Source organism: Streptomyces sp. NPDC033221, from assembly GCF_055577005.1.
Window position 1 is genome coordinate 45,576 of sequence record NZ_JBVIQN010000038.1, and the last position, 25,158, is coordinate 70,733.

Sequence of the window (25,158 nt, forward strand, 5' to 3'; positions counted from 1 at the left end):
GCCCCCAGTGTAGGAGGGCGCTCAGTGGCCGCGAACGCCCCGCAGGTATCCGGACAGTGCGCTCACGGCCGCCGGGTTGCGCGGGCTCTCCACCAGATCGGCGTAATCCATCACGTAGATACGGTCGTTCTTGACCGCCGAAACGTTCTTCAGCGGCGCGTACGACTTCAGGAATGCCTTCTTCTGCTCGGCGGTCGGCGTGCCGTAATCGTTGATGACGATCACCTCGGGGTCGCGCTCGACCACCGACTCCCACCCGACCGTGGTCCAGGAGTCCTTGAGGTCCTTCATGACGTGGTCGCCGCCGGCCTTGGTGATGATGTCGTGCGGCCCGGCGAAGCGGCCGGAGGTCATCGGCTTGTCCTGGCCGCCGTCGTAGAGGAAGACGGTGGGCCGTTCGCCGTCCTTGGGTGCCTTGGCCTGCGCGTCGGCGACCTGCTTGCGGTACTTCGCGATCAGCGCGTCCGCCCGGTCCTCGACGTCGAAGATCTTCCCGAGGGTCTTCAGGTCGGTGTAGAGCGCGTCCAGCGGCGGCATCACGCCGCGCGCGCTGCCCTGGCCGCCGTCGGTCCCGTTGCGGCACGACTCGGTCAGCACATAGCTGCCGATGCCGAGCTTCTTCAGGGAGGCGGGGGTGACGTCGCTGTCCTCGCCGAAGCCGTAGTTCCAGCCCGCGAAGACCAGGTCGGCCTTGGCGTCCAGGGCGATCTCCTTGGTGATCGCCTTCTTGGAGAGCCAGGGCACCTTGCCGTACGCGTCCTTCCAGGCGACGGCGTCGGCCTTGCCCCGGTACGCCGGCATGACGTACCCGGCCATGTGGTCCTCCAGGCCGAGCGCGAACATGATGTCGGCGATCCCGACGTCGTTGGTGACCACGCGCCGCGGCGCCTTGTCGTACGTCGTCTTGGTGCCGCAGTTCTCGACGGTGACCGGGTAGTGCCCGGACCCGCCCGCCTTCGCGGCGCCGTCCTTCCCGTCCTCGGCGACCCGCGCGCCGCAGCCGCAGAGCGCGGCGAGCGTGAGGGCGGTGAGCAGGGCGGCGGAACGGCGGCGGGTGCGCATGGGGGGCCTCACGAGGTGGTCGGTGCGTCGGTACGGGCGGGCAGGCGGTCGAACAGGAGCTGTACGGCGCCGGTCTCCGGATGCGGTACGCGGTGCGCGCGCACCCCGAACACCTCGGCCAGCAGCTCCGGGCCCAGCACGTCGTGCGGCGCGCCGGAGGCGACGATGCGCCCGCCGGAGATGACGTACAGCTCGTCGCAGTGCCGGGCGGCCAGGTTGAGGTCGTGCAGCGCGGTCAGCACCGTCAGCCCGCTGTCCCGCACCAGGGCCAGCAGTTCCAGCTGCTGCGCGATGTCGAGATGGTTCGTCGGCTCGTCCAGCACCAGCACCCGCGGTTCCTGGGCCAGCGCGCGGGCGATCAGCACCCGCTGCTTCTCGCCGCCGGACAGGCTCAGGAACGAGCGCTCGGCCAGGTGGTCCGCGCCGGTCCGGGCCAGTGCCTCCTCGCACACCCGGAGATCCGCCGCGCTCGGCCGTCCCGTCCCGCGCTGGTGCGGCAGCCGTCCCATCGCGACGACCTCGGCGGCCGTGAACCCGAACTCGGTCGCCGACTCCTGGGGCAGCGCGGCCAGCCGGCGGGCCCCTTCGCGTACGCCCATGGCGTGCAGGTCGGCGCCGTCCAGCCGGACCGTCCCGGCGGCCGGGCGCAGCGCGCGGTAGGCGCAGCGCAGCAGGGTGGACTTGCCGCTGCCGTTGGGCCCGACCAGCCCGACGACCCGGCCGCTGCCGGCGTGCAGGGTGATGTCGTGCACGAGCCGGGTCCCGGCCACGTCCACGGACACCGCGTCGATGTCGATCCGCATCAGGCACCGCCTCCGAACGTGTAGCCGCGGCGCCGCATCAGCAGCACGAAGGCCGGTACACCGATCACCGCGGTGATCACCCCGACCGGCAGCTCGACGGGCGCCAGCAGCACCCGGGACAGGATGTCCACCCACACCATCAGCACCGCGCCCAGCAGCGGCGCCACCGCCAGCACCCGGCGGTGCCCGGCGCCCACCAGCATCCGGGTCACATGCGGCACCATCAGGCCGACGAAGCCGATCGCCCCGCTGACCGCGACCACCGCGCCGGTGACGGCCGCGGTGACCGCGAACAGTTCCCGGCGCAGCCGCCCGGGGTCCACGCCGAGCGCGGCGGCCGACTCGTCGCCCATCGCGAGCGCGTTGAGGCGGCCCGCGGAGAGCATCAGGTAGAGCAGCGCCCCGGCCACCGCCACCGCGGCGACGGGCAGCGAGCCCCAGCCCGCCCCGCTGAGGCTGCCGAGCAGCCACATCATGGCGGAGCGCGCCGCCTCGCCCCGGTCGACGGCGAAGACCATCAGGGTGGAGAGGGCGGAGAAGCCGTAGTACATCGCGGAGCCGGTCAGGACCAGGCGCAGCGGGGTCAGGCCGTGCGCGCTGCGGGCCGCCGCGTACACCAGCGCCATGGCCAGCAGCGCCGAGCAGAACGCGGCGGCGGACAGCGCCCAGACGCCGAGCGCGCCCAGCGCCCCGAAGAGCAGGACGGCGTTGGCGCCGACGGCCGCGCCGGAGGAGATGCCGAGCACGAAGGGGTCGGCGAGGGCGTTGCGTACCAGGGCCTGGACGGCGACGCCGATGGCGGAGAGCCCGGCGCCGACCACGGCGGCCAGAAGCGCGCGCGGGAAGCGCAGCTCCCACACGATGGTGTAGGCGGAGACCTCGTCGGGTGTGATGGTGCCGCCGCTCAGCCCGGAGCCGAGGTAGCGCAGGACTTCGCCCCAGCCGACGCCGGATGCGCCGAGGCCGACGCCGCACACCAGCGAGGCGAGCAGGACGAGGGCGAGCCCGGCGACCAGCGGCCCGGTGGGCACCGGTGAGCCGGTACGGGGCCGGGCGCCGGAGCGTTCCGCGGGGGCGGAGCCGGCGGTACCGGCGGAGGCGGCGGTGCGGGCTGGGGCGGCCAAGAGGACGTACGCCTTCGGCTCGGGCCGCGTCCGTACGGTCAGGGGTGACGGCGCGTGGCGCGAGGCCGGCGGCGGTGTCCCCTCGCAGTCCACGGCGAGTTGTCCAGGAACGGGCGCCCCCGCGGGTGATCGGGCTGGCGGAACGCGTGGTTCCGCACACCGTTGCGGGTCAGCGCCGGACTCTCACCGGACTTCCCCCGCGGGGCGCTCTGCGACTGTGCGGGCCGGCCGGCAGGCCCGCGAAGGCCTGCCCGACCGACGGTCTACTTGAAGAAGGCGATGCCGTCGTCCGGCAGGTCCTTGATGTCCTTGGCCCACTCGCGCGGGTCGACGACCTTCTTCAGGTGCGCCGACATGTACGGGCGCAGCGGCACCTCGGGGGTGGCCTTCTCGCCGACCCACATCAGGTCGCTGTTCACGTACCCGTACAGACGCTTGCCACCGGTGTACGGACCGGACGCCGCGGTCCGCGCGACGGCGTCGGTGACCAGGTCGATCTGCGGCTTCTGGTCGGCCAGCTCGCCGTACCAGACCTCCGCGACACCGCCGTCGCGGATCATCACGATCTCGACCTTGCGGTCCTGGTCGATGCGCCAGTAGCCGGACTCGGTCTCCAGCGGAGCGGTCTTCTTGCCGTCGCCGTCGAGCACCCAGCTGTGCGAGGTGTATTCGAGGAAGTCACGGCCGTCGTGCGTGAAGGTGACCTCCTGGCCGAAGTTGCACTTCTCGGAACCGGGGAAGTCGGCGACGCCCGCGCCCTCCCAGTTGCCGAGCAGGAAGGCGAGGGGCACGAGGGCCGGGTTCAGGTCGGACGGGATCTCGATCATCAGCTCAGGCGATCTGTTTCGGGGGAGGAATCTCGGTCTCTAGCGCTGGCCCTGGTACAGCTTCTTCCAGGTCAGCCCGGCGAAGGCGACGACGCCGACGGCGACCAGGACGAGCAGGGTGGTGAAGACTGCCTCAAGCACGAGCGCGCTCCTCGGACGGAGTGAGGTGTTACGGACCGGAAGCGAGTCTAGTCGCCGTGGCCGGAGGCAGCGCTGTGAGGTCCGCCGCGCGCCTAGAGTGCGGGTATGGCGAAGAAGCTGGTGATCAAGGTGACGGCGGGCGCTGACGCCCCCGAGCGGTGCTCGCAGGCGTTCACGGTGGCGGCGGTGGCCGTGGCCAGCGGGGTGCAGGTCTCGCTGTGGCTGACCGGGGAGTCGGCGTGGTTCGCGCTGCCGGGGCGCGCGGCGGAGTTCGAGCTGCCGCACGCGGCGCCGCTGCCGGACCTGATCGGATCGATCACGGCGGGCGGCGGCACCATCACGGTGTGCACGCAGTGCGCGGCGCGCCGGGACATCGAGGAGAAGGACCTCATCGAGGGCGCCCGGATCGCCGGAGCGCAGGTGTTCGTGAGCGAGGTCATGCCGGACGGGGTGCAGGCGCTCGTCTACTGAGGCGGGCGGGCCGGGGCGCGGCTCAGCGGCGCCCCGAGCCGGAACCGGAGTCGGAGCCGTGGCCGCGGTCGTCGATCTCGCGCCACCAGCGGTCCGACTCCGGATCGCCGGACTCGTCCCACCAGCGTTCACCCGGCTCCCGCCGGTTGCCGATGATCGCTGCGAACGGCGGAATGACCATGGCGACCACGCACATCGCCACGGCCGCCGGTACGGACCACAGCCGTACGACGCCCCACGCCAGGACGAACAGGGCGATGCACACACCCATCAGGACGAAGTACCGGCGGTGCCGGCGCTGCGCGGGCGGACGCTGGTGCGCGGACATGGTTCCACCGTAGATCCGGCCGGGACGGCTGGGAAGCGCGGCGGGCCGCACCCCCGGCCAAGGCGTCCAAACCCCTGGGGTGCGGCCCGTCGGCCGTACGTGCGTACGTTCGTCCGCCGTCGTCAGACGGCGATGGCGACCTCCGCGAGACCACCGTGCTCCGCGACGACGGTACGGTCCTTCGCGGTCGCGCCCGGGACCAGGGCGCGCAGCGTCCAGGTGCCCTCGGCGGCGTAGAAGCGGAACTGCCCGGTCGCCGAGGTCGGGACCTCGGCGGTGAACTCGCCGGTGCTGTCCAGCAGCCGCACGTAACCGGTGACGGGCTGGCCGTCGCGGGTCACGCTGCCCTGGATCGTGGTCTCGCCCGGCTTGATCGTCGAAGCGTCCGGGCCGCCGGCCTGTGCTCCACACATATGGGTACTTCCTTGGTGGGTTGAGGGGTACGGGGGAGGCGGTACTGCGCGGTGCGCTTACTTCGCGGCGCCGAGCTCGATCGGCACGCCGACCAGCGAGCCGTACTCGGTCCAGGACCCGTCGTAGTTCTTGACGTTGGCCTGGCCGAGCAGCTCGTGCAGCACGAACCAGGTGAGCGCCGAGCGCTCGCCGATGCGGCAGTAGGCGATGGTGTCCTTCGCCAGGTCCACGTTCTCGGTCTCGTAGAGCGCCTTGAGCTCGTCGTCCGACTTGAAGGTGCCGTCGTCGTTGGCGTTCTTCGACCACGGGATGTTGCGGGCGCTCGGCACGTGGCCGGGGCGCTGCGACTGCTCCTGCGGGAGGTGCGCCGGGGCGAGCAGCTTGCCGCTGAACTCGTCGGGGGAGCGCACGTCGACCAGGTTCAGGTTGTCGATCGCGGCGACGACGTCGTCACGGAAGGCGCGGATGGAGGTGTCCTGGGCCTTCGCCTTGTAGTCGGTCTGTGGGCGGTTGGGCACCTGCGAGCCGTCGACCAGGTCGCGCGAGTCCAGCTCCCACTTCTTGCGGCCGCCGTCGAGCAGCTTGACGCTGTCGTGGCCGTACAGCTTGAAGTACCAGTACGCGTACGAGGCGAACCAGTTGTTGTTGCCGCCGTAGAGGACGACGGTGTCGTCGTTGGCGATGCCCTTCGCGGAGAGCAGCTTCTCGAAGCCCGCCTGGTCGACGAAGTCGCGGCGCACCGGGTCCTGGAGGTCCTTCTGCCAGTCGATGCGGACGGCGTTCTTGATGTGGTTCTTGTCGTAGGCCGAGGTGTCCTCGTCGACCTCGACGATGACCACCTTCGGGTCGTCGATGTGGGCCTCGACCCAGTCGGCGTCCACCAGGACGTCGCTACGGCTCATGTCGTTCTCCTCCGGGGCAGTTACGGAACACGCGTACGCCGGTGCGCGCTGCGGGCGGGGGCGCGGCGCTGCGTCAAAGAAGTGGCAGGGGTGGCCTCAGCGGGCCGGGCGGGGACGGGGGAGAGATCGCCCGTCAGGCAGTGCGACAGAGCATGGCGGCGACGCGGCACAGGTCGACTGCCCGCCGCTTCGTGAGATTCGCCTGTCCCCGCGAACGGGAACCGCTCAGAGAGCTCTGCATGCGACCGATCGTAGGGAGGGGCGACCGGACGTGTCACCGGTGTGTCGGATGCTGAGACGCGTTGGTCCGCATGGCGGTACGCGGGTGGAGTGGAGGAGAGGTGCGGGCCGTGCCGCCGCAGCCCGGGCGCCGGTGGGGGTCTGGCGTACGGGACGCGGCGTCTCACTGCATGGACGGCCGGGTGATGCGTGGTGATACGTGCCGATATCGGCGGCCGGGCGTGGGGGGCGACCCGGCCGGACGACGCCGTGGACGGTCAGCCGGGGAGCTTGACGTTCGTACCGCTGGCCGAGATCGAGATGCCCTCCCGCGTCGACACCACCTTGTCCAGCTTCAGACCACCGGGCAGCCGGTTCAGCTTCCACTCGTGATCGGTCTGCGAACGGATCTGGTCACGGCAGGCGGACAGCTGGGAACACAGGGCCGGGAGCGTGTCGGCACGCAGCCGCACGGTGTCGCCGTTCACGACGCTCACCGTGCCGGTCACCTCCAGCGAGTTCAGCATCGGCAGGTTCGGCAGGTTAGGCGAGATCTTCACCTGGCTCTTGCCGTTCTTCTCGCCGCCGTAGCTCACCTTGACGTTCTTGCCCGAGGCGGTGGTCAGGTCCGCATACGAGACACGGGCCTCGCCGGTGGCGCTCGCGGCGCTCTCGATCGAGGTGTAGTCGCTGGTCAGCTTGACGTCGTGGAACTGCGCCGCCAGCTCCTGGATACGCAGCGTGTGCCCCTCCGCCGTGGCGTTCAGGCCGTCGATCTTGGCGTCGACCTGGTCCAGGCTGCGGCCCGCGACCTGCGTCAGGAACGGGAAACCGGTGATCGACACCTCCGGCGCACGATCCAGGCCCTGGCTGCTGCGGATCTTGTCCGCGGCCTTGTCCTCGGCGATGTTCACGGCCACCCGGTCGGCGGCCACGAACAAGCCGCCGAGTATCACGACGATCACCAACAGCACTCGCAGTGCGCGCATCGAACCACTACCCCCAGGCGTGGGGCCGAAATCGGCCCGGATCTTCCGGGTCGGACCCCCGGTCGGTTGCGCCCGAGCCTAACCGGCCTGTTGGGGCCGGTGTTTTTCCGTGGCCTGGGGTGCCTGCGGCACGAGCGCGCCCGGATGGGGCTGCGGGCTGGGGGCGCCCGCGGGCTGCGGACCGGCTTTGGCGCCGGTCACTGTGTCCTCAAGCGCCGGACGGGCTCGAAGTGGCTGGGACCGGCCCTCAGTGTCCGTATGGGCTTGATTGTGGCGGGCCGGGCTTGGTGGCTGGACTGGGAATGGGCAGGCCCATAAGGAAATGGCGGGCCCGTAAGTAATTGCGGGCCCGCCGAACCGTCCCCTACGCCAGCGCGCGCCCCAACACATAGATCGCCGGGGTTGCCAGTGTCAGCGGGAGAGCCACGCCCGCTGTCATGTGGACGAAGCGGGACGGGTAGTCGTAGCTGGCTACGCGGAGGCCGATCAGGGCGCAGCCGCCTGCTGCCAGGCCCAGCAGGGCGCCGGAGGCGCCCAGGCCGGTGAGCTGGCCGGTTGCGATGCCTGCGCCTGCGCCGCCCAGCAGGGCGACGACGAGGGACGCGGGCTGGGGCAGCGGCAGCGCGCGGGCGAGGGTGGTCACGGCGACCGCGACGCAGCCCACCGACACCGCGTTGGCCGTGGCGGCGAGCTGGCCGGCGGCCAGCACCGCGAGGGCGGTGGAGGTGAGGCCGGCGGTCAGTGCGTACATCCGTTCGTCCGCGCTGCTGCGGTTGCGGAGCTGGAGGATCAGGATGAACAGGCACCAGACGCCGAGGGTGCCGATGGCGACCACGGGTGCCTGGTCGCGGTCCGTGGCCAGCAGCGCGATATCGGTGGTGACGCCCGCCAGGAAGGCGAGGGCGATGCCTTGCCGGGCCGGCCACATGCCGTTGAGGCGGAACCAGCCCGCGGCGGTGACGGCCTGGAGGAGCAGCACCGGCACCATCAGGGCGGCCCGGGGCAGCGGGGCGGCGAGGGCGAGGAGCAGGGCCAGCGCGGCGGTGCTCGCGGCGGGCTGGAGTCCGGGCGCGATGATCGGCGAGCGGCCTTCGGCGCGGGCGCGCTGGTTGGGGGCGAGCCGTGACAGGTCGGGCGCGGATTCGGCGGCGGGCCGCTCGGGTTCCGGTGCGGACCGATGCTGGCCGTGTGCCCGGTGCTGGGCCCGCGGCTGGGGCTGCGGGTCGCGGGGTGCGGCCGGTGCCGGGCTCTGCTTCGGCAGGTACGCGGTCTCGGCGGCGGCCGGGTCCGGAGCCGCCGCGTTCGACGGGTCCGGCGCGCCCATGACGGGCAGCTGGACGCTGGTGTCCCAGGTCGGCGCCGTCCAGATCTGGGTCTGCGGGTCCTCGTGGCCGCCACCGCCCGTCGCGTGGGCGTCGTGCCCGTACGAGGCGCCTCCGGGCGGGTTCTGGCCGTAGGAGGGACCGCCGCCGGGGCCGGTGGGGTACTGGCCGGACTGACCGGTTTGGCTCTGCTGTCCGTACTGGCCGGTCTGCTGCTGCTGTCCGGCGGCCGCGGGCCAGGATGCCTGCTGCGGCTGCCCGTAGGTGTCGTAGGTCTGCTGGGGGTGTTGCTGGGGGTGCTGCTGCCGGTCGTACGGCTGGCTTCCGTATGCCTGGTGCCCGTACTGCGGCTGCTGCTGTTGCGGCTGCTGTCCGTAGCCCTGCTGGGGCTGCTGGCCGTACATGCCGTCGTACCCGCCGTAGGACTGCGCCGGAGGTGCCCCGTGCGCACCGTCGGTCTCATAGGACCCGTGCGCCTCGTACGGAGGCGGTGTGCCGTCCGCGGGCTGCTGGTGTTGCTGCTGCTGGTCCTGTGGCTGGTACGGGTCGTAGGAACCGTACGGATTGTGCGACTGGTTCTCGCTCATGGTCTCGCTCATCCTCCCGCGAACGGCGGCAGGACCTCGACGGTGCCGCCCTCGGCCAGCCGGACGGCCGCGTGGTCGCGGCCGCCGACCGGGTCGCCGTCCACCAGGAACGAGCACCGCAGCAGGACGCGGGCGAACTCGGGGTTCGCGGCGTGCCGCTCGCGTGCCGCGGCCAGTGCCTCGGCGAGTGTCGCCGCCGCGTACGGCTCCTCGGCGGTGCCGGCGGCGGCCTTGGCCGCGGCCCAGTAGCGCACGGTGCCAGTTGTTGTCACGGCGGCCTCTTCATCGTCGTTCGTCGTGCGTCGTCAGGGGCTCCATGATGGCGTACGCCGCGCCGGGCCCCGTTCCGGGCAAGTCCGGCGGTTGTCCGGACAAGTTCTGGCAAAACATCCGGTGCTGTCCAACTGACGCAGGGAAATTCGATTGCCGCGGGAGAGGGCTCGCATAGGCTCGAAAGGTGTTGGTCCGATTGGCGCGGGCGCATCTGCGGCCCCATATGCGCCCCATATCCCTGATCGTGCTGCTCCAGCTCGTGCAGACGCTGGCGACCCTCTATCTGCCCACCCTGAACGCCGACATCATCGACAACGGTGTCGTCAAGGGGGACATGGGCTACATCCTGAGCCTCGGCGGCGTGATGATCGCCGTGACACTTCTGCAGATCGTCTGCTCGATCGGCGCCGTCTACTTCGGCGCCCGTACGGCCATGGCGCTGGGCCGTGACATCCGGGCAGCGGTCTTCGACCGGGTGCAGTCCTTCTCCTCCCGCGAGGTGGGCAGGTTCGGCGCGCCGTCCCTGATCACCCGTACCACCAACGACGTGCAGCAGGTCCAGATGCTGGTCCTGATGACGTTCACGATGATGGTGGCGGCGCCCATCATGTGTGTCGGCGGGGTGGTGATGGCGCTCAACCAGGACGTGCCGCTGTCCGCCCTGATCCTGGTCATCGTCCCGGTGCTGGGGATCCTCGTGGCGCTGATCGTCCGCCGGATGCGTCCGCTGTTCCGCGGTGTGCAGGACCGTATCGACACCGTCAACCGGGTGCTGCGCGAGCAGATCACCGGCATCCGGGTGATCCGTGCCTTCGTCCGTGACCGGTACGAGCGCGAGCGTTTCGCGGGCGCCAACCACGAGCTGTACGACGTGTCGCTGCGCGCCGGCCGGCTGATGTCGCTGATGTTCCCGCTGGTCATGCTGGTGGTGAATGTGTCGAGCGTGGCCGTCGTCTGGTTCGGCGGGTACCGCATCGACAGTGGCGGGATGCAGATCGGCGCGCTGACCGCCTTCCTCAGCTATCTGATGTACATCCTCATGTCGATCATGATGGCGACGTTCATGGTGATGATGCTGCCGCGCGCCGAGGTCTGCGCCGAGCGCATCCAGGAGGTGCTGGCCACCGACACCAGCGTCACCCCGCCGAAGGCGCCGGTCACCGAGCTGCGCCGGCACGGCGAACTGGAACTGCGGGGCGTCGAGTTCCGCTTCCCGGGCGCCGAGGAGCCGGTCCTCAAGGACATCTCGCTGACCGCGCTCCCCGGGGAGACCACCGCCGTCATCGGCTCGACCGGCAGCGGCAAGTCCACTCTTCTGGGCCTGGTGCCGCGGCTGTTCGACGCGACGGGCGGCGCGGTCCTGGTGGACGGCGTGGACGTGCGCACCCTCGCCCCCGAGACGCTGGCCACCGCCATCGGCCTCGTACCCCAGAAGCCGTACCTCTTCTCCGGGACCGTCGCCACGAACCTGCGCTACGGCAACCCGGACGCGACCGACGAGGAGCTGTGGCACGCGCTGGGGACCGCGCAGGCCCGCGACTTCGTCGAGCGCATGGAGGGCGGTCTGGACGCGCCGATCGCGCAGGGCGGCGGCAACGTCTCCGGCGGGCAGCGGCAGCGTCTGGCCATCGCGCGGGCGCTGGTGCGCAAGCCGGAGATCTACCTGTTCGACGACTCCTTCTCGGCCCTGGACTACGCCACGGACGCCGCCCTGCGGGCCGCGCTGGCCCGGGAGACCGACCGGGCCACCGTCGTGATCGTCGCCCAGCGCGTCTCCACCATCCGCGGCGCCGACCGCATCGTCGTCCTGGACGAGGGCCGGGTGGTCGGCACCGGCACGCACGCCGAGCTGATGGCGGACAACGAGACCTACCGGGAGATCGTGCTCTCCCAGCTCACCGAGCAGGAGGCGGCGTGACCAGCCAGAAGGCCCCGCAGCAGCGCGGCCCCGCACCGGCCGCCGGTCCCGCGCGCATGATGGGCGGCCAGCCCACCGAGAAGGTCATGGACTTCCGCGGGTCCGGCCTGCGGCTGCTGCGGCAGATGAAGCCCGAGCAGGCGATCATGTGGGCGGCGGTGGCGCTGGGCGTGCTGAGCGTCGCGCTGTCCGTGGTGGCTCCCAAGGTCCTCGGCCACGCCACCGACCTGATCATGGCGGGCATCGTCGGCCGGCGGCTTCCCGACGGCATCAGCAAGGCCGAGGCCGTCACGCAGCTGCGCGCGCAGGGCGAGAACGGGCTGGCCGACATGCTCGGCACGATGCCGGTGGTGCCCGGCCAGGGCATCGACTTCGGCGCCGTCGGCGTGGTGCTGATGTGGGTGTTCCTGATCTACCTCGGTGCCTCGCTCTTCGGCTTCGTACAGGCCCGGATCGCCACCGTCGTCGTCCAGCGCACCGTCTTCCGGATGCGCGAGCAGGTGGAGGAGAAGCTGGCGCGGCTGCCGCTGCGCTACTTCGACAAGCAGGCGCGCGGCGAGGTGCTCTCCCGCGCCACCAACGACATCGACAACATCGCGCAGACGCTCCAGCAGACCCTGAGCCAGATCGTCGGCTCGCTGCTGACCATCGTCGGGGTGCTGGCGATGATGTTCTGGATCTCGCCGCTGCTGGCGCTGGTCGCGCTGGTCACGGTGCCGGTCTCGATCGTCGTTGCCACCAAGGTCGGCAAGCGGGCGCAGCCCCAGTTCGTCCAGCAGTGGAAGACCACCGGCAAGCTCAACGCGCACATCGAGGAGATGTACACCGGCCACTCCCTGGTGAAGGTCTTCGGCCGCCAGAAGGAGTCCGCCGAGCTGTTCCGCAAGCAGAACGACGCGCTGTACGAAGCGGGGTTCAGGGCCCAGTTCATCTCCGGGATCATCCAGCCCGCGATGATGTTCATCGGCAACCTGAACTACGTCCTGGTGGCGGTGGTCGGCGGCCTGCGCGTGGCGTCCGGCGCGCTGTCCATCGGTGACGTGCAGGCGTTCATCCAGTACTCCCGGCAGTTCAGCCAGCCGCTCACCCAGGTCGCCTCGATGGCCAACCTGGTGCAGTCGGGTGTCGCCTCGGCGGAGCGGGTCTTCGAGCTGCTGGACGCCGACGAGCAGGAGCCGGACGCCGCCGAGCCGCAGCGCCCCGAGCACGTCAGCGGGCATGTCGTCTTCGAGGACGTCTCCTTCCGCTACGAGGACGACAGGCCGCTGATCGACGACCTGTCGCTGGCCGTCCACCCGGGCCAGACGGTCGCGATCGTCGGCCCGACCGGCGCGGGCAAGACCACGCTGGTCAACCTGCTGATGCGGTTCTACGAGGTGCGCGGCGGCCGGATCACCCTGGACGGCGTGGACATCCAGGCGATGACCCGCGAGGACCTGCGCGCCAACATCGGCATGGTCCTCCAGGACACCTGGCTCTTCGGCGGCACCATCGCCGAGAACATCGCCTACGGCGCCCCCGAGGGCACCTCGATGGACAAGATCATCGAGGCGGCGAAGGCCACCCACGTGGACCGTTTCGTCCGTACGCTCCCGAACGGGTACGACACCGTGATCGACGACGAGGGCGCCAACGTCTCGGTGGGCGAGAAGCAGCTGATCACCATCGCCCGGGCCTTCCTCGCCGAGCCGGCGATCCTGGTCCTGGACGAGGCCACCAGCTCGGTCGACACCCGTACCGAGGTGCTCATCCAGCACGCCATGGCGCAGCTGCGCACCGGCCGCACCAGCTTCGTGATCGCGCACCGGCTGTCCACCATCCGCGACGCGGACCTGATCCTGGTCATGGAGTCCGGCGCGATCGTGGAGCAGGGCACGCACGACGCCCTGCTGGCCGCGGACGGTGCCTACGCGAAGCTCTACGCGGCGCAGTTCGCCGAGCCGCTGGCGGAGGTCGAGGCGGAGTGAGGACCGGTGCCTGAAGCCCGGTGAGCGGCGGCCCGTACCTTTCCGGTACGGGCCGTCGTCATGATCAGGCCGGCTGTTCCGCCACCCGTTCGGCCGTCCACGCCGCGATCCGTTCGAGCAGTTCCCCGGGCGCCGCGTTCTCCGCGTGGCCGAAGCCGCGCTCCAGCCACAGGTCGCTGGTCGCCGGGTCGGCCGCTGCGGCGAGCATCCGCGGATGGTCCAGCGGGAAGTACGGGTCGCGGTCGCCGTGCACGACGAGCAGCGGGGTGGGAGCGATGCGCGGGACGGCCGCCACGGGGGAGAGCGGTACGGGGTCCCAGTCCTCCGGGTGGATACGGGTCCGCAGCCCCAGGCGTGACACCAGGCGTCCCGTGGGCCGCGTCACCACCCAGTGCAGCCTGCGCATCGAGGCCGTACCCCGGTAGAACCACCGCGCGGGAGCACTCACCGACACCACCATGTCGGTACGCGCATCCGTGCGCCCCTCGCGCGCCCCTCCGTACAGCGCGGCGTGCCGCAGGGCGACCGAGCCGCCCATGGAGAATCCCACGGTGGCCACCCGGCGGTGGCCCAGGGCGCGTGCCCAGCCGACCGCCGCGGCCAGGTCCAGCACCTCCCGGTCGCCGACCGTGGAGCTCCCGCCGGACCGCCCGTGCCCGCGGAAGGAGAACGTGATCACGGCCGCACGCTGGGCGAAGACCCCGGCGGCGCGGCGCAGCGCGGGCCGTTCCAGTGCTCCGGTGAAGCCGTGCGCGAGCACGATGGCGAGGTCGTCCGCAGGGGTGCCCGAGGGGGCGCGCCGGGGCGTGTACACGGCGTCGATCCGGACCCCGTCCTCCGTCAACAACGACGTGCGCCGGCCACTCGTTGTGATCGACGGAACACAAGATCGCGCAAAATCGGCCTCGGGTCCGGAAGTCATGTGGGCTATTCTGCTGGGCAAGAAGGATCCGGGCAGCGTTGCCCCCGGGTCCTTTTGTGCTTTCACCCGCGTTCACGCGCGGATGAGCGCACCGGCGCTCCACAGGGCCCCCAGGGGCCTCGGGAGCCACCCGTACGAAGCAGTGCCGCATACGCCCCCATGGCCAGGACGGGCATGGGAGGGGCCCCGTTCGCAGGGACCGAGGAGGAACCAGACGTAATGGGCGAGCGAAGCGTGCAGGACAACAAGGGCGGTAAACGGCCGGCCGGAACCCGGGCGGGTGATCGGCGATGAGTTCGCTGCTGCTCCTGACCAACGCCCTCCAGCCCTCGACGGAGGTGCTCCCCGCGCTCGGCCTGCTGCTGCACAGCGTCCGGGTCGCCCCCGCCGAGGGCCCGGCCCTGGTGGACACCCCCGGGGCCGACGTCATACTGATCGACGGGCGGCGCGACCTGCCGCACGTACGGTCGCTGTGCCAGCTGCTGCGGTCCACCGGACCCGGCTGCCCCCTGGTGCTGGTGGTGACCGAGGGCGGCCTGGCCGCCGTCACCGCGGACTGGGGCATCGACGACGTACTGCTCGACACCGCGGGCCCCGCCGAGGTCGAGGCCCGGCTGCGGCTGGCCATGGGCCGCCAGCAGATCACCGTCGACGACTGCCCGACGGAGATCCGCAACGGCGACCTGTCGGTGGACGAGGCGACCTACAGCGCCAAGCTCAAGGGCCGGGTCCTGGACCTGACCTTCAAGGAGTTCGAGCTGCTGAAGTACCTGGCGCAGCACCCGGGCCGGGTCTTCACCCGCGCCCAGCTGCTGCAAGAGGTCTGGGGCTACGACTACTTCGGCGGTACGCGCACGGTCGACGTACACGTGCGGCGGCTCCGCGCAAAGCTGGGCCCCGAGCACGAGTCGCTGATCGGCACCGTGCGCAACGTCGGCTACCGCTTCGTGACGCCGGAGAAGCCGGAGCGCGCGGCGGAGGACAAGGAGTCGCAGGGCAAGCGCGGCGGCCGGGCGTCGGCGAACGGTGACGGCCCGGAGGACGGCGCGGGCGCGGGCGCGCGCCGTTCCGCGACCTCGCGCGCCGGTGCCGGGATGGAAGCCGCCGTCGCTCGGCCTGCCAAGAGCTGAGGCCACCCGCGTAGACTGCCGCGCGTGGCCAAGGTGACGCGGGATGATGTGGCAAAACTGGCGGGTACCTCGACCGCCGTGGTGAGTTACGTCATCAACAACGGACCGAGGCCGGTCGCCCCGGCCACGCGCGAGCGGGTGCTCGCCGCGATCAAGGAGCTGGGGTACCGCCCGGACCGGGTCGCGCAGGCGATGGCGTCCCGGCGCACGGACCTCATAGGACTGATCGTGCCGGACACCCGGCAGCCGTTCTTCGCGGAGATGGCGCACGCCGTCGAGCAGGCTGCCGCCGAGCGCGGAAAGATGGTCCTGGTCGGCAACGCCGACTATCTCGACGAGCGCGAAGTGCACTATTTGCGCGCTTTCTTGGGGATGCGGGTGGCCGGGCTGATCCTGATCAGCCAGGGGCCCAGCGAGCACGCGGCGGCCGAGATCGACGCCTGGGACGCCCGGGTGGTGCTGCTACACCGGCGGCCGGACGCCATCGACGACGTGGCCGTGATGACGGACGACGTCGGCGGCGCGCAGCTGGCGACCCGGCATCTGCTGGAGCACGGCCATCCGTACGTCGCCTTCCTCGGCGGCACGGAGGAGACCCCGAAGTCCGGCGACCCGGTGACCGATCACCTGGAGGGCTGGCGCCGGGCGATGGAGGAGTCCGGAAAGTCGCTCGAAGGGCGCTATTTTCAGGCGCCGTACAACCGCTACGACGCGTACAAGGTCGCCCTCGGCCTGCTCGCCGGCCCGGACCGGCCGCCGGCCATCATGTGCGCCACCGACGACCAGGCGATCGGCGTCCTGCGGGCCGCCCGCGAGCTGCGCATCGACGTACCGGGCGAACTGGCGGTGGCCGGTTTCGACGACGTCAAGGAAGCCGCGCTGACCGACCCGCCGCTGACCACGGTCGCCTCCGACCGGGAGGCGATGGCCCGGGCCGCCGTCGACCTGGTGCTGGACGACGGTCTGCGGGTGGTCGGATCGCGGCGCGAGCGGCTGCGGCTGTTCCCGGCGCGGCTGGTGGTCCGGGGGTCGTGCGGCTGCGGTCCGGCCCCCGCCGGCTCGGTGCCGAGCGTCGAGCGCGCGGCCCGTAGCTGATCTTCCTTACACCGGGCATACCGACTTCTGTCGGGCCTCTCAGGGCGTTCTCAGACGGTTCTCATGGTCACCTCGCACAGTCGGGTACATGACCGAGACCTACCGCCGAAGCGGCGACGAGACTCCTCAGTACCAGGGTTACGCCCACGGGCCGCAGGCGCCGGGCGGGACGAGCGGGGCGGGCTACCCGGCACCGCCGTCCCACCCGCCGTACAGCGCGCCGCAGGCGGCGGCCGGCACCCCCGCGGGCCCCGGAACCCCCGGCTTCGGAGGACCGGGCGGCTCCGGCGGACCGGGTGGACCGGAAGGCCCCGACGGCACCGACGCCCCCGCGCCGCGCCGCCGGGCCCGCCGTCCCGTCGCGCTGATCGCGGCCGTGGCGCTCGCCTCCGGTCTCATCGGCGGCGGCAGCGCCGCCCTCATCGGCAGCGCCACCGACCAGCAGCAGACCGGCACCACCACCCCGGCCGTCAACGCGGGCTCCGCCAAGAGCAGCGGCAGCGTCTCCGCGGTGGCCAAGGCCGTCACCCCCGCCATAGTCGAGATCAAGGCGCGGACGCAGAGCGGCGAGTCCACCGGCTCCGGCGTGGTCATCACGCCGGACGGCGAGATCGTCACCAACAACCACGTGGTGGCCGGCGCGTCCTCGGTCGAGGTCACCTTCAGCGACGGCAGCAAGAAGCAGGCCGACGTGGTGGGCACCGACCCGGACAAGGACCTCGCGCTGATCAAGGTCAAGGGCGCCAAAAACCTCACCACCGCCTCGCTCGGCAACTCCGACAACCTGACGGTCGGCGACGAGGTCGTGGCGATCGGCTCGCCCGAAGGGCTCACCGGCTCGGTCACCAGCGGCATCGTCTCCGCCCTCAAGCGCGATGTGACGGTCCCCAAGGACGAGGGACAGCAGCAGCAGGAGCAGGGCAGCCCCCGGTGGCCGTTCGAGTTCGGCGGCAACCAGTACAACGGCGACACCGGCCAGTCGAAGACCACCTACAAGGCCATCCAGACCGACGCGGCCCTGAACCCCGGCAACTCCGGCGGCGCGCTGATCGACATGAAGGGCCAGATCATCGGCATCAACTCCGCGATGTACTCGCCGAGTTCCGCCCAGGGCAGCAGCTCGGCGGGGAGCGTCGGCCTCGGCTTCGCCATCCCGATCAACACCGTCAAGGCGGACCTCGCCAACCTGCGGGCGGGCGGCAGCAGCAAGAGCTGAGGCACGGGTCACCCCCTCCCTCGCCCCGAACCTCACGCACGTACGAGGAGGCCACCATGGCCAGCAAGATCACCGTCCCGGTCCACCGCGCCCGGCGCGCCGTCGCGGCCGTCATCGCCTGGAGCGCGGGCGGCGAACGGCACAGCGCCGGAGTGCTGTCCGTCGACCACGGCGCGGACGCCCGTACCGGCCCTGCCGACCTGGACCTGGCCCTCGACCTGGCCGAGGCCGACGCCCGGGTGGCGGGGGCACGCACCGCGCGCCCCACGGAGGTCGCCGCGGCAGCCCGCCCGCGCCCCAAGCGGACCGGCGCGGCGGGTACGGCCCGGCAGCCCAGGGCCGCAGCCCGGAGATGACCGGCGCGCCCCCGTACCCCCGCGACGCGCCCCGCGCACCGGGCGCCATGCGGAGCACCGACCAAACCGTGCCGAGCGGCATGCCCGGGCCGCCGACGTGCAAGGCTGACAGGCAGGACCGCGGAATCCCCGGTCAGCCGGCCACACCCACACCCGAGGTAGTCACAGCGATGAGTCCCGCCGAGCACGGTGATCAGCCCGCCCGCATCCTGATCGTCGACGACGAGCCGGCCGTCCGGGAGGCGCTGCAGCGCTCCCTCGCCTTCGAGGGGTACGGGACCGAGCAGGCCGTCGACGGGCTCGACGCGGTCGAGAAGGTCGCCTCGTACGACCCCGAACTGATCGTGCTGGACGTGCTGATGCCCCGGATGGACGGGCTGACGGCCGCCCGCCGGCTGCGCGCGAGCGGCGTGACCGTACCGATCCTGATGCTGACCGCCCGCGACACGGTCGGCGACCGGGTCACCGGACTGGACGCGGGCGCCGACGATTACCTGGTCAAGCCCTTCGAGCTGGACGAGCTGCTGGCCCGTATCCGCGCACTGCTGCGCCGCAGCTCGTACGCGGCGGCGGCCGGCGCGCAGCCCGCCGAGGGCGACGCGCTGACCTTCGCCGACCTGCGGATGGACCTGGCGACGCGGGAGGTGACCCGCGGCGGACGGCTGGTCGAGCTGACCCGTACCGAATTCACGCTGCTGGAGATGTTCCTCGCGCACCCGCGCCAGGTCCTCACCCGCGAGCAGATCCTGAAGGCCGTCTGGGGCTTCGACTTCGAACCGACCTCCAACTCCCTGGACGTGTACGTCATGTACCTGCGCCGCAAGACGGAGGCGGGCGGCGAGCCGCGACTGGTGCACACGGTGCGCGGGGTCGGGTACGTACTGCGCGCCGAGGGCGGCGCCGAATGACCGACGCCCCGGCTTCGGGCACCGGCGCGCCGCCCGACGGCGGTGCCGGGCCGCGCCCCGGCCTGAAGGACCGCGCCGTGCACCGCTACCGGCAGCTCCCGCTGCGCTCCCGGCTGGCCATGCTCACCGCCGTCGCTGTCGCGATCGCCGTGGCCGCCTCGGCCGCCGCCTGCTGGCTGGTGACCCGGGACCGGCTCACCGAGCAGCTCGACGAGACGCTGAGCCAGCAGGCGAAGGACATCCCCGCCCAGTACGTGGAGGCCCTGCGCACCAAGTGCAACAGCCCGCTGCCGGGCGACGCGCGGCTGCAGCTGCCCACCCCGTACACGATCCAGATCGTGACGGCCGACGGCACCGTCTGCACCTCGTGGGAGAAGACCCGCATCCCGGCGCAGGACTCGGACATGGCGGTCGCCAAGGGGCAGTTCGAGGAGGCCACGCACACCACCCGGGCCAACAACGGCCAGGAGATGCGGGTCATCACCCGGGCGTACCAGGGGCCGATCACCGACGCGCGCGGCAACCAGGTCGCGATCTCCGTCGCGTCACCCATGGCGCAGGTCTCCGAGCCCCTCAACCAGCTCGCGCTGATCCTGCTGATCGTCACCGGCATCGGTGTGCTGGGCGCCGCGACCGCGGGCCTGTGGGTGGCCCGCGCGGGCCTGAAACCCGTCGACCGGCTCACCGAAGCCGTCGAACATGTCGCCCGTACGGAGGACTTGACGATCCGCATCCCCGCCGAGGGCGAGGACGAGATCGCCCGCCTCTCGCGGTCCTTCAACTCCATGACCGCCGCGCTGGCCTCCTCCCGCGACCTCCAGCAGCAGCTGATCGCGGACGCCGGGCACGAGCTGCGGACACCGCTGACCTCGCTGCGCACCAACATCGACCTGCTGGTACGCAGTGAACAGTCCGGCCGTCAGCTCCCGCCCGCGGACAAGCAGGCGCTGCTGGCCTCGGTGAAGGCGCAGATGGGTGAGCTGGCCGCGCTCATCGGCGACCTCCAGGAACTCTCCCGCACGCCGGAAGCCCGGCCGGGCGGCGCGGCCTCCGTACCGGTCGTCGCGCTGCACGACATCGTGGACTCGGCCCTGCGCCGCGCCCGGCTGCGCGGCCCTTCGCTGGACATCACCGCCGAGCTGGACCCCTGGTACGTACGGGGAGAGCCGGCGGCCCTGGAGCGCGCGGTGGTCAACCTGCTGGACAACGCGGTGAAGTTCAGCGGGGCGGACGGCGCCGTCGAGGTCGGCCTGCGCAAGGGCGAACTACGGGTGCGCGACCACGGCCCCGGCATCCCCGAGGAGGAACTGCCGCACGTCTTCGAACGGTTCTGGCGCTCGCCGACCGCCCGCAGTCTCCCCGGCAGCGGCCTCGGACTGTCGATCGTGGCGCGTACGGCCTACCAGGCGGGCGGCACGGTGGAACTGCGGGCGGCGGCGGGCGGCGGCACGGAAGCCCTCCTGAGCCTGCCGGGAGCGGCTTCGCCACCGCCGGACCTGCCGTAGCCGATGGCCGGTGACCGGTGACCGGGGCGGTGGCCGCGGAGCGCGTGCCGCGCGGCCATGGCCTACTTCTTGCCCTTCGCGGCGCTGCCGATCGGCAGCCCGGAACCGGAAATCTTCACCCGGATTCCGTCCTTCTCCACGGAAATGTCCCGCAGTCGCACGTCACCGGGCGTCTCCGGCAGCCGGAAGGACAGCGACAGCCGGTCGGCGAGCTGCGGCTTGGTCAGCCCGGACAGCGCGCCCAGGATCTTCGGGTCGATGCCGACCTTCTGGAGCAGCCACGGGTGGTCGACCACCACATCGACGAGGTTGACCTGCATCAGCTGCTCGATGAAGCGCGGCGCGCCGGTCAGCTCGTGCAGCTTCTTCTCGCTGCGCAGCGCGTCGTCGATGGTCGCCTGCGGGATGCCGATGCGTTCCGCGATGGCCGGCACGCCCAGCAGTGACTTCACCTTGGCGGCCTGCCGGCTCACCTCGGCCGCGGCCTTGCGGGTCAGTCGCAGGCCCTCCTCCTTGCCCGTTCCCGGGCGGTAGACGGCCACGTCGGCGATGTCCAGGCGCATATTGCTGATGTCGGTGGAAATGCCGCGGTCCCCGGCCTGCCGGATGTGCGCCTCCGCCTGGACGCGCAGTTCGTGCCCGGCGATCGGCAGCTGCCCGACGGCCCGTACGGAGTTGGGGCCCAGCTCGCTGAACCGTACCTGCGAAGCGCCCAGTTCCCGGTTCATGTCGTCGAACGACAGCAGTACGGTGCCGCGCATGGTGCCGACCGTCGCGCCGCTGATGGAAGCGGGCAGGTCGCCGTCGAGTCGGATGTCCTTCGCGCTCGCCTCGACCTTGGCCAGCGACACCCGGTCGGCGGCCAGGTCGGGCACGGTGACGTCCACCTGCTCCAGCCGCTTGTCGAGCATCTGCGTCAGGAAGGGGAAGCCCTTGATGTCCACTTCCGGGTTGGCGTTCAGGTGCAGCGACTTCTTCAGCTGCTCCTCGGCCTTGTTCTGCGCGTACAGCACGGCGAAGCGGTCCGACAGCGCCAGGAACGCCACACACACCAGGACCGCGATCAGCAGCTTGACCGTCTTCGACACCGCCGCGAACCGCCTGAGCCCGCGCTTGCGGCGGCGGTGGTTCGGTGGCTTCCAGGCGTCCGGGTCGTCCTCGTCGGAGCGCAGCCCCAGGCCCAGCGGGTCGTCACTGTCGTCGCGCTCGTTGAGGTAGGTGCGCCGGGTCAGCGGCGGCGGCCCGGCCGGCGGGTCCGGCTCGGGCTCCGGCTCGGGGTCGGCGAGCGCGGCCAGGTCCGCGTACGGGTTGATCTTCTCGAACTGCCGGGTGTCGGGCCCGTCGCCCGAGCCGCCGACGCTGCCGCCGTGTCCGCCTATGCCGCCCATATCGCCCGTGCTGCTCTGTTCTCCGTGTGCGGCTGCGGTGGGGGATCGCCGGTCCGCTGCTGCTGGTTGTGCTGGTGTCCGAGTTCCTGGTGGGGGGACGATTTTCGAGGGTGAGGGTATGCGTGTGGGGAGGCGCATCCGGACATCCCACCATGCTGACGACCCTCGAACGCAAGTCCTGCTGGTGGTAAGTGAGGTATACGCGGGCTTGTCCTGCCCGCTCGGCCTCCGCCGGGCCGTATCCGGCCCAGGTACGGGCCAATGCGCCCGCGACGGGCCGCCGCTGCCGGGAATTCCCCGCGCCGCCCGGTGTTGACCAAGGTCAGCAGAGGTACGGCGGACCGCGGCGTACCCCTCCCTGAAAGGGTGCAGCGATGATCGTAGTAACCGGTGCCACCGGCAACATCGGCCGCAGTCTGGTCGGGCAGCTGCTCGCGGAGGGCGCCTCCGTACGGGCCCTGACCCGCGACCCCGAGCGCGCCGGGCTGCCGGCCGGGGCCGAGACGGTACGGGCGGACCTCACCGACCCGGCCTCGCTCGAACCGGCCCTGAGCGGTGCCGACGCGCTCTTCCTCAACCTGGCGGCGGGCGGCGGCGACGCGGCCCGTACGGTCGTCGAGGCGGCGGTGCGGGCCGGAGTGCGGCGCATCGTCCTCAATTCCTCGATAGCCGTGACCGGCGGCCCGGAGGACGAGGGCAACTTCCTCGCCCGGATGCACGGCGCCGTGGAGGACGCGGTACGCGCCTCCGGCCTGGAGTGGACCTTCGTGCGCGGCGGCGCGTACGCCGCCAACGCCCTCCAGTGGGCCGGGGAGATCCGGGGCGGCGGCGTGGTCCGCGATCCGCACCCGGGAGCCGCCACCTCGCCCGTCCACGAGGACGACCTCGCCGCCGTCGCCGCGGCGGCCCTCCTGGACGGCACGGGTGCCCACGCCGGCCAGGTGCATGTGGTCACCGGACCGGCGTCCCTCACCAGGGAGGAGCAGGTCGCCACCATCGGCCGGGTCGCCGGACGCCCGACGCGGGTGGCGGCGATCTCCGAGGAAGAGGCCGCCGAGGAGCACGCCACGCCGGGCATGCCGAAGGAGACCCTGCTCCAGATCTTCCGCCTCTTCGCCACCGCCGTCGGCACGACGGCGCCGGTCACGGACACGGTCCAGCGGGTCACCGGCCGCCCGGCCCGCACCTTCGAGCAGTGGGCCGAGGACCACGTGGCCGACTTCCGCTGACCGGGCGGGCGTTGGCACCCGGTGTCGCGGTCGGTATCGCGGCCGGCGGGCGCCTGGTGGTTCAGGCGCCGCGGGGTGCGTCGAGGAAGGCGCGCAGGGACGACGTCAGGTTTCCGACGAACGTGTCGCGGGTGGCGTCGTCCAAGAGGTCCAGTGACAGGTACGGGTTCAGGTCCTCCAGCTCGACGAGGAGGAGGCGGCCGTCCGGGGCGCGGCAGGCGTCCACGCGCTGGATGCCGTGGCCGATGGTGTTCCAGGTGACGAAGGACCGGGCGAACTCCAGGTCGGCCTCGTCGGGCTGGTAACGCTCCAGGTGCCACCGCTGGTCGGGGCGCGGCGCGTACAGGGCGTACTGGAACGTCTGGTCGATGAAGTAGAAGGAGACCTCGTAGGCGAAGTCGATGCGCGGCTGGACCAGCACGTCGCCGTACCGCAGGTCCGCGAGCCGGTCGCGCGGGACGAATTCCAGGCCGATCGAGTCCGCGCCGAGTTTCGGCTTGACCACGTACTCGGCGGCGTCCGGAAGGCGGCCCAGGTCCGCGGCGGCGTCGACGGTCGGGATGACCGGGTGGCCCGCGGCGGTCAGGTCCAGCAGGTACTGCTTGCCGGCCATGTCGGCCTTGCCCGTGAGCTGGTTGTAGACGCGCGCGCCGGTCGCCAGCGCACGGGCGCGGAAGGAGTCGTGCTGCTCCTGGTGGTTCAGTACGGGGCCGCTGTTGCGGATCACCGTCAGGTCGAAGGCGTCCATCAGGCCCGCCGCGTCCAGCGGGTGGCACAGGGCCAGGTCGAAGTCCGCGCGCAGCCGTGACGAGAGGAAGATGTCCTCGTCGCAGTACCGTCGGCCCTTGGCCTCGTAGGCCAGGTCGGTCACGAACAGGAGGCGGGGCCGGGTGGATGACATGGGCGGCTCTGCGCTTTCTTGTGGAAAATCGTTTTCCCACAACGCTACCCGGTCTCGTGATCCCTCCCGACCCTCCCTGACCAGCCCTTTCGGCTCGTGCGGAGGGTGCGGAGGCGGCGAGCCGGGGGCGTTGTCAGTGGTGGGTGCCAGACTGCGTTCATGACTCAGAACGCCGTCAAGGGCCCGGCCAGTTACTTCCCGTCGATCGAGAAGAAGTACGGACGGCCCATAGCCGAGTGGCAGGACCTCATCCGTGCTTCTTCGCTGACCGGGCACATGGAGCTGGTCGGCTGGCTCAAGGCCGAGCACGGGCTGGGGCACGGCCACGCCAACGCCCTGGTGGCGCACACCCTCGCGGAGGCCGGCGGCAAATAGCCCGGCTCGGAAGGGGGTTCGTTCAGAACGTACGGTCGGCGACGCGTACGCGCCGGGCCTGGGCGAGGGCCGCGTGCAGGCCCTCGGCCGGTACGGGAAGGCCGGGGACATCGGCCAGCCGCTCGCGCGGGGCGTCCGGGTCGGCGGCGTACAGCCGGGTGCAGGCGGTCGACCCCGGATCGAACCGCCAACTCGCGGCGAGTGGACCGGCGTCCACCGTGTCGAAGCCGAGCCGGTCGATGAGGTCCGCCGCCACGGCCTTCGCCGCGGGCGCGTCACCGGCGATCGGCAGCGCGGAGCGGTCCGGTGCGCCGGTGGGGCGGGCGAGCTGGGGGAGGTGGTGCGCCATGACCGTGCTGAACGCCTTGACCAGGTGCGCGCCGGGCAGGTGTCGGCCGACCAGTTCGCCGGTGGTCAGCTCCTCGCGGTCGAGCGGGGTGATCCGACCGTCCCGGGCCGGGTGGTAGTGGGTGGTGTCCAGCACGGTCCGGCCCCGCAGGGCGGCCGCGGGCAGCATGGGTACGGCCGTCAGCGGTACGGCCGTCACGACGAGGCCACCGGCCTGCGCGGCCTCCTCGGCGGTGCCCGCGACGGCCGACGGGCCCAGCTCGCCGACCAGCCGCGCGAGGCTGTGCGGGCCACGGGAGTTGGCCACCAGCACCGGGACGCCGGCCGCCACCGCCAGCCGGGCGATCGCCGTGCCGATGTGGCCGCTCCCGATGATTCCCAGAGTCGGCATTGCCCTCAACCTCGCTGCTGTAGTGGCGGATCGTCGGTCCGGCCGGT

General features: G+C 71.7%; 26 protein-coding genes. 11 read left to right on the plus strand and 15 right to left on the minus strand.

Annotated elements, in window-relative coordinates:
- Positions 1 to 21: 21 nt before the first annotated feature.
- The 4 genes from ACZ53K_RS35280 to ACZ53K_RS35295 form a co-directional block, all read right to left on the minus strand.
- On the minus strand, positions 22 to 1,062 hold the full coding sequence (locus ACZ53K_RS35280; protein WP_468844970.1) for an ABC transporter substrate-binding protein: 1,041 nt from the start codon (positions 1,060 to 1,062) through the stop codon (positions 22 to 24).
- Between the two features lie 8 nt (positions 1,063 to 1,070).
- Complete coding sequence (locus tag ACZ53K_RS35285; RefSeq protein ID WP_468844973.1) at positions 1,071 to 1,865, minus strand: ABC transporter ATP-binding protein; 795 nt, start codon at positions 1,863 to 1,865, stop codon at positions 1,071 to 1,073.
- The gene (locus ACZ53K_RS35290) at positions 1,865 to 2,896 is read right to left on the minus strand and encodes a FecCD family ABC transporter permease (RefSeq protein WP_468845081.1); all 1,032 of its coding nucleotides are present in this window, start codon (positions 2,894 to 2,896) and stop codon (positions 1,865 to 1,867) included. The genes ACZ53K_RS35285 and ACZ53K_RS35290 overlap by 1 nt, the downstream gene beginning before the upstream one ends.
- A 356-nt stretch (positions 2,897 to 3,252) precedes the next feature.
- Complete coding sequence (locus ACZ53K_RS35295; RefSeq protein WP_468844975.1) at positions 3,253 to 3,816, minus strand: heme-binding beta-barrel domain-containing protein; 564 nt, start codon at positions 3,814 to 3,816, stop codon at positions 3,253 to 3,255.
- A 246-nt stretch (positions 3,817 to 4,062) separates the two neighbouring features.
- Between ACZ53K_RS35295 and ACZ53K_RS35300 the strand changes: the two genes are divergently transcribed.
- On the plus strand, positions 4,063 to 4,428 hold the full coding sequence (locus tag ACZ53K_RS35300) for a DsrE family protein (RefSeq protein WP_468844978.1): 366 nt from the start codon (positions 4,063 to 4,065) through the stop codon (positions 4,426 to 4,428).
- A 22-nt stretch (positions 4,429 to 4,450) separates the two neighbouring features.
- On the opposite strand, the gene ACZ53K_RS35305 is transcribed toward ACZ53K_RS35300, so the two are convergent.
- From ACZ53K_RS35305 to ACZ53K_RS35335, 7 genes are all read right to left on the minus strand, one after another.
- Entirely contained in the window at positions 4,451 to 4,756 is a 306-nt protein-coding gene (locus ACZ53K_RS35305; protein WP_468844981.1) for a DUF3099 domain-containing protein, read from the minus strand.
- 122 nt (positions 4,757 to 4,878) lie between these two features.
- The gene (locus ACZ53K_RS35310) at positions 4,879 to 5,169 is read right to left on the minus strand and encodes a DUF1416 domain-containing protein (RefSeq protein ID WP_468844983.1); all 291 of its coding nucleotides are present in this window, start codon (positions 5,167 to 5,169) and stop codon (positions 4,879 to 4,881) included.
- A gap of 57 nt (positions 5,170 to 5,226) precedes the next feature.
- Positions 5,227 to 6,072 (minus strand): sulfurtransferase, encoded by an 846-nt coding sequence (locus ACZ53K_RS35315; protein ID WP_468844985.1) that lies wholly within the window; start codon positions 6,070 to 6,072, stop codon positions 5,227 to 5,229.
- Positions 6,073 to 6,205: 133 nt separating this feature from the next.
- On the minus strand, positions 6,206 to 6,313 hold the full coding sequence (locus tag ACZ53K_RS35320; RefSeq protein WP_360125604.1) for a putative leader peptide: 108 nt from the start codon (positions 6,311 to 6,313) through the stop codon (positions 6,206 to 6,208).
- Between the two features lie 256 nt (positions 6,314 to 6,569).
- Positions 6,570 to 7,280, minus strand: coding sequence for an LmeA family phospholipid-binding protein (locus ACZ53K_RS35325; protein WP_468844988.1), 711 nt, complete (start codon positions 7,278 to 7,280; stop codon positions 6,570 to 6,572).
- A gap of 364 nt (positions 7,281 to 7,644) precedes the next feature.
- Positions 7,645 to 9,189: a hypothetical protein gene (locus tag ACZ53K_RS35330; RefSeq protein WP_468844991.1), complete on the minus strand. Its 1,545-nt coding sequence runs from the start codon at positions 9,187 to 9,189 to the stop codon at positions 7,645 to 7,647.
- A gap of 8 nt (positions 9,190 to 9,197) precedes the next feature.
- Entirely contained in the window at positions 9,198 to 9,443 is a 246-nt protein-coding gene (locus ACZ53K_RS35335; protein WP_030021040.1) for a MoaD/ThiS family protein, read from the minus strand.
- A 203-nt stretch (positions 9,444 to 9,646) separates the two neighbouring features.
- On the opposite strand from ACZ53K_RS35335, the gene ACZ53K_RS35340 reads away from it, so the two are divergent.
- Together ACZ53K_RS35340 and ACZ53K_RS35345 are read left to right on the plus strand one after the other, a co-directional pair.
- A complete protein-coding gene (locus tag ACZ53K_RS35340) occupies positions 9,647 to 11,380 on the plus strand; it encodes an ABC transporter ATP-binding protein (protein WP_468844994.1) in 1,734 nt (577 codons plus the stop codon).
- Between the two features lie 59 nt (positions 11,381 to 11,439).
- A complete protein-coding gene (locus ACZ53K_RS35345; RefSeq protein ID WP_468845085.1) occupies positions 11,440 to 13,347 on the plus strand; it encodes an ABC transporter ATP-binding protein in 1,908 nt (635 codons plus the stop codon).
- 64 nt (positions 13,348 to 13,411) lie between these two features.
- Here ACZ53K_RS35345 and ACZ53K_RS35350 read toward each other — a convergent pair whose 3' ends face one another.
- A complete protein-coding gene (locus tag ACZ53K_RS35350) occupies positions 13,412 to 14,269 on the minus strand; it encodes an alpha/beta hydrolase (protein WP_468844997.1) in 858 nt (285 codons plus the stop codon).
- A 290-nt stretch (positions 14,270 to 14,559) separates the two neighbouring features.
- On the opposite strand from ACZ53K_RS35350, the gene ACZ53K_RS35355 reads away from it, so the two are divergent.
- The 6 genes from ACZ53K_RS35355 to ACZ53K_RS35380 all read left to right on the plus strand — a co-directional run bounded on the left by ACZ53K_RS35355 (position 14,560) and on the right by ACZ53K_RS35380 (position 20,479).
- A complete protein-coding gene (locus ACZ53K_RS35355) occupies positions 14,560 to 15,399 on the plus strand; it encodes a response regulator transcription factor (protein ID WP_468844999.1) in 840 nt (279 codons plus the stop codon).
- Between the two features lie 24 nt (positions 15,400 to 15,423).
- A complete protein-coding gene (locus ACZ53K_RS35360; protein ID WP_468845002.1) occupies positions 15,424 to 16,494 on the plus strand; it encodes a LacI family DNA-binding transcriptional regulator in 1,071 nt (356 codons plus the stop codon).
- Positions 16,495 to 16,582: 88 nt separating this feature from the next.
- The gene (locus tag ACZ53K_RS35365; RefSeq protein ID WP_468845004.1) at positions 16,583 to 17,710 is read left to right on the plus strand and encodes a S1C family serine protease; all 1,128 of its coding nucleotides are present in this window, start codon (positions 16,583 to 16,585) and stop codon (positions 17,708 to 17,710) included.
- Between the two features lie 56 nt (positions 17,711 to 17,766).
- Positions 17,767 to 18,066 (plus strand): hypothetical protein, encoded by a 300-nt coding sequence (locus ACZ53K_RS35370; RefSeq protein ID WP_468845007.1) that lies wholly within the window; start codon positions 17,767 to 17,769, stop codon positions 18,064 to 18,066.
- A gap of 170 nt (positions 18,067 to 18,236) precedes the next feature.
- A complete protein-coding gene (locus tag ACZ53K_RS35375) occupies positions 18,237 to 18,974 on the plus strand; it encodes a response regulator transcription factor (protein ID WP_406523891.1) in 738 nt (245 codons plus the stop codon).
- Positions 18,971 to 20,479, plus strand: a complete 1,509-nt coding sequence (locus ACZ53K_RS35380) for a sensor histidine kinase (protein ID WP_468845012.1) — start codon at positions 18,971 to 18,973, stop codon at positions 20,477 to 20,479. Before ACZ53K_RS35375 ends, ACZ53K_RS35380 begins: the two co-directional genes overlap by 4 nt.
- A 62-nt stretch (positions 20,480 to 20,541) precedes the next feature.
- Here ACZ53K_RS35380 and ACZ53K_RS35385 read toward each other — a convergent pair whose 3' ends face one another.
- Positions 20,542 to 21,867, minus strand: coding sequence for an LmeA family phospholipid-binding protein (locus ACZ53K_RS35385; RefSeq protein ID WP_468845015.1), 1,326 nt, complete (start codon positions 21,865 to 21,867; stop codon positions 20,542 to 20,544).
- Between the two features lie 374 nt (positions 21,868 to 22,241).
- On the opposite strand from ACZ53K_RS35385, the gene ACZ53K_RS35390 reads away from it, so the two are divergent.
- Positions 22,242 to 23,096 (plus strand): SDR family oxidoreductase, encoded by an 855-nt coding sequence (locus ACZ53K_RS35390; protein ID WP_468845018.1) that lies wholly within the window; start codon positions 22,242 to 22,244, stop codon positions 23,094 to 23,096.
- 61 nt (positions 23,097 to 23,157) lie between these two features.
- Here ACZ53K_RS35390 and ACZ53K_RS35395 read toward each other — a convergent pair whose 3' ends face one another.
- On the minus strand, positions 23,158 to 23,997 hold the full coding sequence (locus tag ACZ53K_RS35395) for a hypothetical protein (protein WP_468845020.1): 840 nt from the start codon (positions 23,995 to 23,997) through the stop codon (positions 23,158 to 23,160).
- 159 nt (positions 23,998 to 24,156) lie between these two features.
- Between ACZ53K_RS35395 and ACZ53K_RS35400 the strand changes: the two genes are divergently transcribed.
- A complete protein-coding gene (locus tag ACZ53K_RS35400) occupies positions 24,157 to 24,372 on the plus strand; it encodes a DUF4287 domain-containing protein (protein ID WP_468845023.1) in 216 nt (71 codons plus the stop codon).
- A 22-nt stretch (positions 24,373 to 24,394) separates the two neighbouring features.
- On the opposite strand, the gene ACZ53K_RS35405 is transcribed toward ACZ53K_RS35400, so the two are convergent.
- Positions 24,395 to 25,111 carry an NADPH-dependent F420 reductase gene (locus ACZ53K_RS35405; protein WP_468845025.1) on the minus strand — a complete coding sequence of 239 codons (717 nt, stop codon included), beginning with the start codon at positions 25,109 to 25,111 and terminating at the stop codon, positions 24,395 to 24,397.
- Positions 25,112 to 25,158: the final 47 nt, after the last annotated feature.

Coding starts and splice junctions, on each gene's coding strand:
- ACZ53K_RS35280 (WP_468844970.1), bottom strand. CDS start 1,062: ATGCGCACCCGCCGCCGTTCCGCCGCCCTGCTCACCGCCCTCACGCTC.
- ACZ53K_RS35285 (WP_468844973.1), bottom strand. CDS start 1,865: ATGCGGATCGACATCGACGCGGTGTCCGTGGACGTGGCCGGGACCCGG.
- ACZ53K_RS35295 (WP_468844975.1), bottom strand. CDS start 3,816: ATGATCGAGATCCCGTCCGACCTGAACCCGGCCCTCGTGCCCCTCGCC.
- ACZ53K_RS35300 (WP_468844978.1), top strand. CDS start 4,063: ATGGCGAAGAAGCTGGTGATCAAGGTGACGGCGGGCGCTGACGCCCCC.
- ACZ53K_RS35305 (WP_468844981.1), bottom strand. CDS start 4,756: ATGTCCGCGCACCAGCGTCCGCCCGCGCAGCGCCGGCACCGCCGGTAC.
- ACZ53K_RS35310 (WP_468844983.1), bottom strand. CDS start 5,169: ATGTGTGGAGCACAGGCCGGCGGCCCGGACGCTTCGACGATCAAGCCG.
- ACZ53K_RS35315 (WP_468844985.1), bottom strand. CDS start 6,072: ATGAGCCGTAGCGACGTCCTGGTGGACGCCGACTGGGTCGAGGCCCAC.
- ACZ53K_RS35320 (WP_360125604.1), bottom strand. CDS start 6,313: ATGCAGAGCTCTCTGAGCGGTTCCCGTTCGCGGGGACAGGCGAATCTC.
- ACZ53K_RS35325 (WP_468844988.1), bottom strand. CDS start 7,280: ATGCGCGCACTGCGAGTGCTGTTGGTGATCGTCGTGATACTCGGCGGC.
- ACZ53K_RS35330 (WP_468844991.1), bottom strand. CDS start 9,189: ATGAGCGAGAACCAGTCGCACAATCCGTACGGTTCCTACGACCCGTAC.
- ACZ53K_RS35345 (WP_468845085.1), top strand. CDS start 11,440: ATGGGCGGCCAGCCCACCGAGAAGGTCATGGACTTCCGCGGGTCCGGC.
- ACZ53K_RS35350 (WP_468844997.1), bottom strand. CDS start 14,269: ATGACTTCCGGACCCGAGGCCGATTTTGCGCGATCTTGTGTTCCGTCG.
- ACZ53K_RS35355 (WP_468844999.1), top strand. CDS start 14,560: ATGAGTTCGCTGCTGCTCCTGACCAACGCCCTCCAGCCCTCGACGGAG.
- ACZ53K_RS35365 (WP_468845004.1), top strand. CDS start 16,583: ATGACCGAGACCTACCGCCGAAGCGGCGACGAGACTCCTCAGTACCAG.
- ACZ53K_RS35370 (WP_468845007.1), top strand. CDS start 17,767: ATGGCCAGCAAGATCACCGTCCCGGTCCACCGCGCCCGGCGCGCCGTC.
- ACZ53K_RS35375 (WP_406523891.1), top strand. CDS start 18,237: ATGAGTCCCGCCGAGCACGGTGATCAGCCCGCCCGCATCCTGATCGTC.
- ACZ53K_RS35380 (WP_468845012.1), top strand. CDS start 18,971: ATGACCGACGCCCCGGCTTCGGGCACCGGCGCGCCGCCCGACGGCGGT.
- ACZ53K_RS35385 (WP_468845015.1), bottom strand. CDS start 21,867: ATGGGCGGCATAGGCGGACACGGCGGCAGCGTCGGCGGCTCGGGCGAC.
- ACZ53K_RS35390 (WP_468845018.1), top strand. CDS start 22,242: ATGATCGTAGTAACCGGTGCCACCGGCAACATCGGCCGCAGTCTGGTC.
- ACZ53K_RS35395 (WP_468845020.1), bottom strand. CDS start 23,997: ATGTCATCCACCCGGCCCCGCCTCCTGTTCGTGACCGACCTGGCCTAC.
- ACZ53K_RS35400 (WP_468845023.1), top strand. CDS start 24,157: ATGACTCAGAACGCCGTCAAGGGCCCGGCCAGTTACTTCCCGTCGATC.
- ACZ53K_RS35405 (WP_468845025.1), bottom strand. CDS start 25,111: ATGCCGACTCTGGGAATCATCGGGAGCGGCCACATCGGCACGGCGATC.